The organism is Marinilactibacillus sp. Marseille-P9653 (assembly GCF_916618885.1).
Taxonomy (GTDB): domain Bacteria; phylum Bacillota; class Bacilli; order Lactobacillales; family Carnobacteriaceae_A; genus Marinilactibacillus.
Genome location: NZ_CAKAKH010000001.1, coordinates 1,454,430 through 1,466,087 on the forward strand (window position 1 = coordinate 1,454,430; position 11,658 = coordinate 1,466,087).

General features: G+C 37.5%; 12 protein-coding genes. 8 read left to right on the forward strand and 4 right to left on the reverse strand.

What is annotated here, in order from left to right; genetic code table 11:
- Positions 1 to 5 precede the first annotated feature (5 nt).
- From LG377_RS07110 to LG377_RS07120, 3 genes are read right to left on the reverse strand one after another with little or no spacing between them, the layout of a single operon-like run.
- Positions 6 to 1,253, reverse strand: coding sequence for a putative glycoside hydrolase (locus LG377_RS07110; protein WP_225743982.1), 1,248 nt, complete (start codon positions 1,251 to 1,253; stop codon positions 6 to 8).
- On the reverse strand, positions 1,253 to 2,125 hold the full coding sequence (locus tag LG377_RS07115; RefSeq protein WP_225743983.1) for a polysaccharide deacetylase family protein: 873 nt from the start codon (positions 2,123 to 2,125) through the stop codon (positions 1,253 to 1,255). The genes LG377_RS07110 and LG377_RS07115 overlap by 1 nt, the downstream gene beginning before the upstream one ends.
- 14 nt (positions 2,126 to 2,139) lie before the next feature.
- The gene (locus LG377_RS07120) at positions 2,140 to 2,784 is read right to left on the reverse strand and encodes a YkyA family protein (RefSeq protein ID WP_225743984.1); all 645 of its coding nucleotides are present in this window, start codon (positions 2,782 to 2,784) and stop codon (positions 2,140 to 2,142) included.
- Between the two features lie 227 nt (positions 2,785 to 3,011).
- Between LG377_RS07120 and lspA the strand changes: the two genes are divergently transcribed.
- The 3 genes from lspA to pyrR are packed head-to-tail and all read left to right on the forward strand — an operon-like array spanning position 3,012 to position 4,965.
- The gene (lspA, locus tag LG377_RS07125; protein ID WP_225743985.1) at positions 3,012 to 3,488 is read left to right on the forward strand and encodes a signal peptidase II; all 477 of its coding nucleotides are present in this window, start codon (positions 3,012 to 3,014) and stop codon (positions 3,486 to 3,488) included.
- A complete protein-coding gene (locus tag LG377_RS07130) occupies positions 3,488 to 4,393 on the forward strand; it encodes an RluA family pseudouridine synthase (RefSeq protein ID WP_225743986.1) in 906 nt (301 codons plus the stop codon). Before lspA ends, LG377_RS07130 begins: the two co-directional genes overlap by 1 nt.
- A gap of 29 nt (positions 4,394 to 4,422) precedes the next feature.
- Positions 4,423 to 4,965 carry a bifunctional pyr operon transcriptional regulator/uracil phosphoribosyltransferase PyrR gene (gene pyrR / locus LG377_RS07135; RefSeq protein ID WP_225743987.1) on the forward strand — a complete coding sequence of 181 codons (543 nt, stop codon included), beginning with the start codon at positions 4,423 to 4,425 and terminating at the stop codon, positions 4,963 to 4,965.
- Between the two features lie 63 nt (positions 4,966 to 5,028).
- Here the strand turns inward: pyrR and LG377_RS07140 are convergent, their stop codons facing one another.
- Positions 5,029 to 6,726 (reverse strand): NFACT RNA binding domain-containing protein, encoded by a 1,698-nt coding sequence (locus tag LG377_RS07140; protein WP_225743988.1) that lies wholly within the window; start codon positions 6,724 to 6,726, stop codon positions 5,029 to 5,031.
- 171 nt (positions 6,727 to 6,897) lie between these two features.
- Here LG377_RS07140 and LG377_RS07145 point away from each other — a divergent pair, with 171 nt between their 5' ends.
- The 5 genes from LG377_RS07145 (at position 6,898) to LG377_RS07165 (ending at position 11,523) form a co-directional block, all read left to right on the forward strand.
- Positions 6,898 to 7,347: a MarR family winged helix-turn-helix transcriptional regulator gene (locus tag LG377_RS07145; protein WP_225743989.1), complete on the forward strand. Its 450-nt coding sequence runs from the start codon at positions 6,898 to 6,900 to the stop codon at positions 7,345 to 7,347.
- A gap of 29 nt (positions 7,348 to 7,376) precedes the next feature.
- Positions 7,377 to 7,973, forward strand: coding sequence for an ECF transporter S component (locus tag LG377_RS07150; RefSeq protein ID WP_225743990.1), 597 nt, complete (start codon positions 7,377 to 7,379; stop codon positions 7,971 to 7,973).
- A 144-nt stretch (positions 7,974 to 8,117) separates the two neighbouring features.
- On the forward strand, positions 8,118 to 9,257 hold the full coding sequence (locus LG377_RS07155) for a zinc-dependent alcohol dehydrogenase (RefSeq protein WP_225743991.1): 1,140 nt from the start codon (positions 8,118 to 8,120) through the stop codon (positions 9,255 to 9,257).
- A 158-nt stretch (positions 9,258 to 9,415) separates the two neighbouring features.
- Positions 9,416 to 10,108: a YrrS family protein gene (locus tag LG377_RS07160; RefSeq protein ID WP_225743992.1), complete on the forward strand. Its 693-nt coding sequence runs from the start codon at positions 9,416 to 9,418 to the stop codon at positions 10,106 to 10,108.
- Between the two features lie 146 nt (positions 10,109 to 10,254).
- The gene (locus LG377_RS07165; RefSeq protein WP_225743993.1) at positions 10,255 to 11,523 is read left to right on the forward strand and encodes a YcjF family protein; all 1,269 of its coding nucleotides are present in this window, start codon (positions 10,255 to 10,257) and stop codon (positions 11,521 to 11,523) included.
- Positions 11,524 to 11,658: the final 135 nt, after the last annotated feature.

Consider the following 11,658-nt stretch of genomic DNA (forward strand, 5'->3'; position numbering starts at 1 on the left):
TAGATTTATTCAAAATTATATTGAGCTCCTTCTGAATAATTGTTACCTGCATTCCATAATAGAAATTCATTTACACCGTGTTCATTTAAAGCACGAATTTGATCTTCTACTTCGCTTGCGCCATAATTTTTATAGAATCCTGAACCAAGATATGAAGCAGTGAAATCCTGAAGCCAAGGTCTAGATACTGGAGCATCTTCTCCAAGAGCACCAAGCACTTCATTTTCGTATTCCATGTAGTTAGAGACAAGTTGGTAAGGTTCTAAATCTGGTCGAGATATACCCAGTGATCCAACACCCCAGTGACTTGGATAAATCATTGAAGAAATGACATCTACATTTGCAGAGATTCTAGAGAAGTTCTGACCAATGCCAGGTGTTTCTTCTTGAGTTGCTGCATAACCAAAGATATCTACTGAAACATCTACATCATATCCTTGAAGTTCTTTTTTAGCGTAAGCCACAAATTCTGTAACAGCGTCTACTCGTTGCTTAACGTTATCAAGATCACTTTCAGCATAATCACCACGAGAGTAGGTCAACTCTTCATCACGATTCTCAAATCCTTCTGGGAAGCGAACATAGTCAAATTGGATGTCTTTGAATCCTAGTTTAGCTGCTTGTTTGGCAACCTCAACGTTGTACTCCCAAACTTCACGTTCGTACGGATTAACAAAACTTTCGCCACGTCCATTTTTCCATACTTCACCATTGCTGTCTAAGAAAGAAAGATCAGGTCGACTTGTAGCCAGTTGCGTATCTTTGAAAACTACAATTCGAGCTATAGGATAAATTTCATTTTCTTCCATTGTTTCCATTAATTGAGTTGGATCTACTACATTTTGTGTAGATTCCGTTATTAAATCATTATCTGAATCTAGCTCCATCATCATACTACCGTGATCATCTTTAACATCTACAACCATTGCATTTAGAGAAGTATTGTTCAACATATTCACTAAACTATTCATTTTTTCACCAGCAGCAGAATAACCTGTTACAAAAATCCCTTTAACACCGTCTGCGGGATATTCAATATTTACTCCACTGTCATATTTAAATTGACTTGGGAATTGTGTCGGTACTGTCAAAATAGGGTCCGTTGTTACGTTCAAGTAAGTTGTTTCAATTGTTTCCGTTTCAGCAGTAATATCGTTTACGTCATCTGTACCATCTGCTAAAACTGTTTTTGCCGTAAGACTTAAAGTCATTAGACTAGCAGCACCTAAAGTTAATTTCTTTTTCCAGTTCATTATTCTGCATCCTCACTTTCGTTTTCAACGGATTTAATAAGGGCAGGGTCTACGATTTCGTAATCCTTTTCTCTTAATCCTTCAATAATTGACGGTGTAGCTTCCAAAGTCCATTCACGGTCGTGCATCAATAAATTTGCTCCAGGAACAAGTAGATTCGTATTGACCATGATATCTGATAATGCATCAGCATTCATATAATCCGATTCCCAATCATACCCATATGTCCAGTTCATCAATTCCATGCCTTGCTCGCGAGCAAGGTCGGCGGAGTATTCTGTATTCTGTCCAAAAGGCGCTCTAAAAAATCTTGGTCTTTCTCCAGTGATTTCTTCAACCATATCACTAGTCGTAACAATTTCTTCATATTGTTTTTCTTCACTGATGCTTGGGAGACTAGCGTGGGTCTGTGTATGATTCCCAATTTCAAATCCCATATCGTGAATCTCTTTCAGCATGTCTTTTCCTTCATCACTTTCAAGATACATTCCGTTGACAAAGAAAATCGCATGCGCATCATGTTCTTCTAAAGTCTTCGCAATATCTAGTGCATATTTATCAGGAGCATCATCATATGTTAGTAGAGCGACTTGACTATCAGCTTCTGATCCTTCCAACGGTTGAATTGTATAAATACCGGAATTCACTTCGTATTCAAAGGTAACCGCTTCTTCTTCGGGTTCTTCCTCAACAACTTCTTCATCCGTTTCGGCACTAGTATCTTCTTCAGCTTGTTCGCTCGTTGAGTCTGCTGAATCAGTTACCTCAGTAGAAGCGTTTTGGTCTTCAGCATCTGTCGCTTCATCTTGGTTTCCACAAGAAGCTAAAAGTAGGGCAGAAGCTAGTAGAAAGGTATATTTAGAATTTTTCATCGTTAATTTACTCCTTATTCGTTTTCAGTCATTGTGGACTGAATCATTTCTTGAACCTGTGTAATATGATCTTTTACTTCTACTAATGAACGATCCAGCTGAACCAATTCTTCTTTGTTAGCTGCAGTCTGTTCGTTTAGTTCTGTGATGCCATTTGAGAAGGTATCATACGTTGCATCTTCACTTCCGATAGAAGTGAAATAGTCTTCTTGAGCAGTCAGAGAAGATTCGTAGTTAGATGTAAAGCTTCCTAATTGTCCAGAAAATTCGTCAATTTTAGCGTTTAATCCACTCAGTTCTTCTTCAGAAAGACTGTCTCCGTCATAATCTGCAATAATTTCTTCTTGAGACTCGAAGTCTTCTCTTAAAGTATTGATTGTTTCGATGCGATCTCTTCTTGAAGTAATATTTTCAAAAACAGGCGCTGAACCATCTGCAAAGGTAGACATCTGATCGTCTGACGCTAATGAATCATCAAATGTTGTTTGAAGATTCATTTCTTCTTCGCTCAAGCCATTTATCTCATCTACAATACTTCCATGTATTTGATCAATTTCACCTACAGCTGACTGTATTTCCTCAACGTTATCTCCACTACAACTTGCTAGTAGTAGTGTGGTCAGTCCTAGACCGGCTAAAGCATATGTTTTCTTAGTCATTTCATGAATCTCCTTTAAGTATATTCGTTCTTTAACCCATTCAAAAAACGGGGCACTAAACGAGTATAACAAAAATAATCAATTCTTAAAAAGAAAATGTCATATAGATTAAGGAAGAATATCCAACATACTATGCAAACAACCTATAAAAGGTTTCATTTCGAGTGTTTTTTATGTCGTAAATAAGGTACAATTATAAAGTATTATTTATTAGAAAAGAGGTCGACATGATTATTTATTACGTGATAGCAGCGATCATAGTAGGAATAGATCAGCTGGTGAAATATCTAACCGTACAAAACATTTCTTTGTATGAAACAGTAACCGCCATACCAAACGTTCTTTCTTTTACCTACCATCAGAATTCAGGTGCAGCCTGGAGTATCCTGGAAGGTCAAATGTGGTTCTTTATCATCGTCACGCTCATCGTGATTGGTGTGATTGTGTATTTTTTACACACACAAGGGCGTCAGAGCTTTTTGTTTTCTTCAGCTCTAACACTATTGCTAGCAGGAGCCATTGGAAACTTGATCGATAGGGTGTTGAATCAATATGTAGTAGATATGTTCAGACTTGAATTTGTTCAGTTTCCTATATTTAATGTAGCGGATATGTCCTTAACGTTTGGTGTCGGACTAATGATTTTATACTTGATACTAGATGAAATTAAAACCTTTAAACAAAAGAAAGCAGTTGATAAATAATGGAAGAACAGTACTCATTTACAGGTGGTCAGTCTAATGACCGTCTAGATAAATACCTGGCCGAGAAACTACCTGAAGCCTCTCGGTCTCAGATTCAAGGATTAATCAAAGAAGGCAGCATAACTGTCAATGATCAACCATCTAAGGCAAATTACAAGATTCAACCAGGAGATGCAATAGAAGTCTTTATCCCGGCTCCAGTTGAAATTAATGCCCAGCCTGAAAATATTGATATCGAGATCGTTTATGAAGATCAAGATGTTGTAGTCGTGAATAAACCTCAAGGAATGGTGGTTCATCCTTCAATAGGTCACAGTTCCGGTACGTTAGTGAATGCACTTTTATATCATGTAAAAGACTTGTCTGGGATCAACGGAAAAATTCGTCCTGGAATCGTTCATCGTATTGATAAAGATACATCGGGACTATTAATGGTCGCAAAAAATGATCAAGCTCACGAAAAATTATCTGCGCAACTTAAGGATAAGAAAGCTCAAAGAGAGTATGTGGCACTTGTACATGGGACGATTCATCACGAAAAAGGGACCATTGATGCCCCTATCGGACGAGATACGAGTAACCGTAAAAGATATGCGGTAGTTGACAATGGTAAACCATCAGTGACACACTTTGAAGTCATTGAACGTTTTGAAAAATTTACCTTGGTAAAATTAATTCTTGAGACGGGTAGAACTCATCAAATTAGAGTACACATGCATTATATCGAACATCCTATGGCAGGTGACCCCCTTTATGGTCCTCGTAAGACACTTAAAGGGAATGGACAGTTCCTTCATGCAGAAACATTAGGTTTCACACACCCGACCACAGGAAAAGAACTGCATTTCTCTACTCCAATACCAGAAATTTTTGAAGAGAATCTAGACATTTTAAGAAAACAATAAACGCGTAATGTAAATGAAAGGATGATAGGATGTCTAAAACGATTACGATATTAGATGAAATGGCTATGCAGCGTGCACTCACTCGAATCTCCTATGAAATCATCGAAATGAACAAGGGGACAGATAATCTTATTTTAGCTGGAATCAAGACAAGAGGGATTCATATTGCAAATCGAATTGCTGAAAGAATCGAACAGATTGAAGAAAAGTCGATACCCGTAGAAGAACTGGATATTACACTTTATCGAGACGACAGACATTTTCCTGATGAAGTCGGCGATCCAGAGGTGAAAGGACAGCATTTTTCAGTATCCGTGAAAGATCAAGTCGTCGTTCTTGTAGATGATGTAATTTTTACCGGGCGTACGATTAGAGCAGCGATGGATGCTGTAATGGATCTTGGAAGACCTAAAAAAATCCTTGTGGCTTCTCTAATTGATAGAGGACACAGGGAAATTCCAATCAAGGCAGACTTTATTGGAAAAAATATTCCTACTTCTCTTAAAGAACAAGTCAAAGTTTCTGTAGAAGAAGTCGATCACAAAAATGCCGTAGAGATTATTAAACCTTAACAAAAAACATGCCCGACTTGAAATCCGGTTTAATTACCAGAATATACAAGTCGAGCATGTTTTTTATTTTCTTAAAGCTTTGATTAAGTCATCAGTCGGAGTGACGTAATAAGTGGTCTGCCCTTCATAAATGACAAAACCTGGTTTTGCACCATTCGGTTTTTTGACATGTTTAACTTGAACCGCGTCTACCGGTACAGAAGCCGATAGACGGTACTTACTGAAATAAGCTGCAATTGTTGCTGCTTCTTCTAACGTTTGTTCAGAAGGTGAATCGCTTCTAATAATTACGTGAGATCCAGGAATATCTTTTGTGTGTAACCACCAGTCTGTTTTACGAGCAATCTTCAGCGTTAACTGATCATTTTGTAAGTTGTTTTTACCGACAAGAATGCTTGTCCCATCACTAGAGACGAATTGATCCGGTTCAGACGCCAGTTTTTTCTTGCCTTTCAGTGGTTTGCGTTTCTTTTTAATATAGCCACCACTTTGAAGTTCATCCCTGATTTCTTCAATGTCTTTAGGAGAGGCCACTTCCATTTGAGTTAGCACAGACTCCAGATAATGAATTTCTGCTTTTGTTTGAGCAATTTGTCCATTCAAATGGGCAATGGCATTTTTAAATTTCTGATACCTAGAGAAATACGCTTGCGCATTTTTAGATGGAGACTTTCTAGGATCCAGATCAATCGTAATTTTCTGATTCTCTTCATAGAAGTTGTCTAAGTCAACAGACTCCATTCCTTGCTGAATCTCATGCAAGTAAGCTGTTAAGACTTCTCCTTTGATTCGATACTGATCTGCTTTTTGTGTCTGTTGAAATTCTTTTTCAAGTTTCACCAGTTTCTTGCGGTTCCTATCGGTTTCTGTTTTAACAAGACCAAACAAATCATTCGCTTGCTGCTGAACTCTGTCGCGCTCTGCTTTGTTTCCAAAATAACGGTCGGCTAGTTCACTCAACGTAGCGTACGACTCTTTTTCACCTGGAAGAGAAGGATATTCTACTGCTGAAAATTGTTCTTTTCTATTGTTGATGGTTAAAGTAGGGGACACTTGGTTCATCTTATACGGTGCCATGAATTTTGCGAATACCGCAGTCGGAGCATCATCAGGGTGGGTTTCAACTTGATGAGCGAGCTCTTCTGCAGAATCTCTTCCCATACCTTGAAAAGTATCTTGAATCCATTTCACTTTGTCTTTAAAAGAAACGGCTCTAATTGGTAGAGTAGACTCGTAAGTGAAGGGGTTCGCTTTATCCTGTCTTGGCGCTTCAATGTACGTTCCACCAGGAAGTAGTGAACGATAAGTGTTTTGACTAGGAGAGATATGACGAATCGTTTCGTAGATTTTTTCTTCTTGTTTGTTTACAAGCAGAATATTACTATGTCGACCCATAATTTCAACAATTAAAACGAGATTTTGTATGTCACCTAATTCATTACGATTACTAAAAGAAAATTCAATAACACGATCATTTTCCAATTGAATGATATCTTCTAAAATTGCACCATCTAGGTACTTTCTCATTACCATACAAAATTGCGGGGGTACAGAAGGATTCTCAAAAGGAATTTCTGTGAGTTGCATTCTCGCATATTGTGGATGAGCAGATAATAATAACTGTTTGTTTTTTCTTCTAGAACGAATTTTGAAAAGAATTTCATTCTCGTAGGGCTGCTGTATTTTAGCAACTCGTCCACCTATAAGTTCTTGTTTTAGTTCTTCAACCATAGCATGTGTAAATAGTCCATCAAATGACATGTTAATATGTCTCCTTTCTTCGTGAGACTCTAATCCAGTATAGCATTTATAAAGAATGAGTACCATCGAAGTAATAGATAACCCTTTGCCCAAAGTGTATCTAAATGGTATAGTTGTCTTGTACAAACACTTCGTTTTACAATGAAATCATTATAGGAAGAGAGCGATTATATGCCGCAAGAAGTTGATACAAACGAGTTGTTACTGAAACTCTCAGAATTGCAAACCTTATACAAGTCTATGACTCAGGATCTTCTAAGCGAGCATCAACTTTCTGCTTCCGCTTTGAATTTAATTGATATTTTAGGAGAAGAAAAAGCCACGCTAAAATCTATAACTGAAAAAAGTCAGTTGGATAAATCGACTATCAGTAGACAGATGAACAATCTTGTAAAAAAAGAACTCGTTATTAAAACTTCCGGAGAAGATAAGCGGTATGCTTATTTTGCCTTAGCAGAAGATGCGAAAGGTATTTATTCCACATACAACCAGACTTTCAAAGAGCAGTTTACAGAAATGTTAGCTGGCTGGACTGAAGAAGAGAAACATCTTTTATCGGTTTTATTAGGAAGATTAAATAGAAGTATGACAAACGGTCTTAAAAATAGTAAGATGATCTAACTGTCTACTAATAGAAAAGAGGAAAACTAATGCCACTAGGTAGAAAAAAATCTAATCCACATAGAATAGCTATTTTGGGTATCTTGACTGCCATTATACTCATTCAAAACTTTGTACCTTTTTTAGGAAATATTCCTATTCCGCCTTTAAATCCGACCATTATTCATATTACCGTTATTGTAGCAACCTTGGTGCTTGGAACCAAAGACGGGATGATTATTGGGGGCGTTTGGGGACTCACTAGAATGCTTCGTGCTTATACAGTCCCTGCTACACCTTTAGATTTATGGTTGTGGACAAATCCAATGATTGCATTACTTCCTCGAATACTGATCGGCCTTTTTACGGGGTTAACGTTCAATCTAATGAAACGGTATTTTCCAACTAAAAGCAAACTGTCTATGTCAATCGCTTCAATTGCTGGAGCGTTTACGAATACTATTTTTGTTTTGCTATTCATTTATCTTTTCTACGGTGAACGTTACGCCGAAGCAACCAGTGTGGATTTCAGTAACTTGGCCAATGTCTTACTCGTCATTGTTGGAACAAGCGGTGTTGCTGAAGCGATTCTAGCGGGAATAGTAGCGCCTCTTGTAGCTGCTCCTTTAAAAAAAATGCGTCATTAATCCTATTATAATTCTAGTCCCTGTTTTGACTCATTGAGTCTATATAGGGACTTTTTTTAAACAATACGAGCGTATTATTACACCTTACGTTACGAACATGCTAAGTTATAGAGGTAATTAACTTTGAAAAAAGGAGAATGCTAAATGCGCGCAGTAACTTATCAAGGTAAAGAGAAAATGACGGTGACGACTGTACCTGATCCAAAGATCCAAGAACCAACTGATGCGATCATACGTGTCACAGCTACAGCTATCTGTGGATCCGATCTTCATCTTTATCACAATGGAAATATGGTTTTAAATGACGACTATGTTGTTGGACACGAACCAATGGGTATTGTAGAAGAAGTAGGACCAGATGTAAAAAATTTAAAAGTAGGCGACAGAATCGTTGTTCCATTTAATGTTAGTTGTGGCCATTGTCATTTTTGCGAAAACGACATGGAAAGCCAATGCGATGAATCCAATCGTAATCCAGAAACAGATTATGGTGGATTATTCGGATTTGGTAAATTAAATGGAGACTATCCTGGTGGGCAGGCAGAATTTCTACGTGTTCCTTATGCTGATCAAACGTCTTTCAAAGTACCAGACAATCATATAGCGGATGAAAAAGTTCTGTTTCTTTCTGATATTGTTCCTACAGCTTATTGGAGTGTGGAGCATGCAGGAGTTAAACCAGGAGATACTGTAATTGTTCTTGGATCAGGTCCTGTTGGTTTGCTGGCACAACGTTTTGCTAAAATGAAGGGTGCAAAACGGGTGATTGCTGTAGATAGAGTTAAACATCGTCTAGAATATTCAGCTAAAAAAATCGGTGTTGAAACACTTAACTTTGAAGAAGTTGATATTCCAGGAATGGCCTTAAAAGATATGACACATGGTGGAGCGGATGTAGTCATTGATTGCGTCGGAATGGACGGAAAACAACGCAAACTAGAAAAAGTCACTAATCTGATTACACCTCAAATGGGAACGACTAGTCCAATTGAGATGGCTAGTATGGCTGTGAAAAAATTTGGAACAATCATGCTGACTGGTGTTTACTTGACACCTGCTACTAATTTCCCCATTAATCATATTTTCGCTAGAAACGTTACATTGAAATCTGGCCAAACGCCGGTTCCTCATCTAATGCCTAAACTGTATGAAATGATTAAGAACAATGAATTTGATCCTAGTGATATCATAACGCATACGATGCCTTTAGAAGATGCAGCAAAAGGATATGAAATATTCGATAAAAAAGAAGACAACAACATTAAAGTTGTTTTAAAACCTTAATCAACATTCGTTGTTATAGAAGACACCTTCAAGTAGATTTAACCTTCTTGAAGGTGTCTTTTTGTTGTAAGGTTGTTACGTTATTTACTCAATTTTGAAATCTCGATATGATAAACTAGTTATTACAGACTGATTGCACTAAAAGGAGAGACTCAATTATGAAAAACAACCGTTCAAACAAATCAAGAGTTGAAAGAAAGACAAGAACAGACGAAAAAGAGCAACCGAAAAAATCCTATGATAAATACTACTATATCGTCGTTGCAGTATTACTAGCCATCCTCATTGCTATCGTTGCTTACATTTTTTTCGTTCCTAGAAACGGAGACAGTAACTTGGCGGATCCACCACAAACAAACCCTGAACTCATATCAGGTAACAATGATGAATCCGCAGATGAAGTAGAAGAAACGGCAGATTCAGAAGATGCAGAAGATCCTGATATGGATTCTGAGCAACCAGAACAAGATAGCGAAGAGGTCACAGAAGAAGATTCTGAAACGGCCGATGTCGAAGAAGTAGAGTCGGATGATCCTCTCGTAGAAGAAGCTACTACAGGAAACTGGTCCCCGATAGGTACAAGCCAGACCGGTGAACATACAACTGACTTTAGTACAGGTTCTCAAGACCGTACGGAAATCAGTGAAGCCGTCAGATCCGTTACAGGATTATCAGCTGGCAATATGACTGAATGGTGGGTCGGTGGAAATGGGCCAAGCCAAGTAACCGTCACGGCATCTACAAATGATCAATCAGAAGTTTATAGAGTCTTTCTTCAATTTGTTGAAGAAGAAGGATGGCAACCAACTAGGATAGAAAAATTGACTGCCGTACCTTCAGAATATCAATAGTGCCAGAAATTTTAACGGTATCTTTAGCTGCTATATGAGCTGAGGATACTGTTTATTTGTATCTTGATTCTAATTCGTTGTCTTTCCTCTTTTTTAAAAGTTCATGTTAAACTGTTATGAGAACACTTATCAGTAGGAGGTACTATATGAAGCTACCAAATGATAGAATAAATGTAATACAAGAAATTTTAGATAAAACAGAAAAAGAAATTGAAAATATGAATCCTGTCAATATACTGATCGCAGGTAAAACGGGTGTGGGTAAAAGTACACTCATTAACAATATTTTCAGAGAAAAATTAGCTGATACAGGAATAGGAAAACCTGTAACCAAGCATCTTAGAAAAATATCGAAAAATGGTATCCCGATTGTTTTATACGATACGCGTGGCTTAGAGCTTGAGCAGACCATTCAGCAGCGCGTTAAAAAAGAGATGCTCGATTTAATCAATCAAAATAAACACTCCAAAGAAGCAATCCATGTTGTTTATTACTGTATTCAAGCGACCTCTTCTCGTATCGAAGACATGGAACTAGAATTAATCAAAGATATCTCAGAAAATATTCCAGTTATTCTTGTGCTCACTCAAGCTCTAGGGCAGCCAACTGAAGATTTTAAGCGATACCTTGAAAACATGAATTTACCAGTTGCCGGTATTCAAACCGTTATGTCTGAACCTTACGTGATTTCAGATGACTATACAATCCCAGCATTCGGTTTAAAAGAACTTGTCAGTAAATCACTGGAAGTTATCCCCGAAGATGCACAAAAGGCTTTTACGAACGCCCAGCAAGCAGATATTGAACGCAAAGCAAAAAATGCTAGACGCTGGGCTACTCGATATGTTGCATCTAGTTTTGGAATTGGATTTATTCCCATTCCCTTTTCAGATGCCTCTGTACTAGTGCCTATGCAAATTACTTTGTTAGCACATATTACGGCCATTTTTGGGATTTCACTGGATAAGTCTTCTATAGTCTCAATCATTGCTGCAGTTGGTGGAACAGGTTCGGCTACATTCTTAGGTAAATCCATCGTCGGGAATGCATTGAAGTTCATTCCAGGAGCGGGTACAGTAATCGGGGGCGTTATTAGTGGTACAACTGCTTCTATCGTGACAAGTGCTTTAGCAGCAAGTTATATTGAAGTTCTTAGTGTAATGGCCTTTAAAGAAATGAATGGCGAAACAGTCAATCTTTCTTTTATAGAAAACCTTATGCGTAAGCAATTTAAGAAAAACATTCATATGAAAGGTAAGAAGATCAATAAAAAAGAGCTTGAGTTTGATCGTACTACCGATACTACTGATTATGAGCATTTACTGAACAACGATGAAAATCAAAAGGTTCCTTTTTATAAAAAAGTCGCCCCAAAAATAAAGAATACCGTGAAAAGATTTTCCAGAAATAAATAAGATTTAAAGGTATCTGTTTTCAGATGCCTTTTTTTCTTCAATCTACTCTATTCTAATTGTGATTTTCTCCTTTTAAATGCTACAATCAAATTAGATGAAACCGTTATATTACATACTCTAAAATTCAGCAAGGTT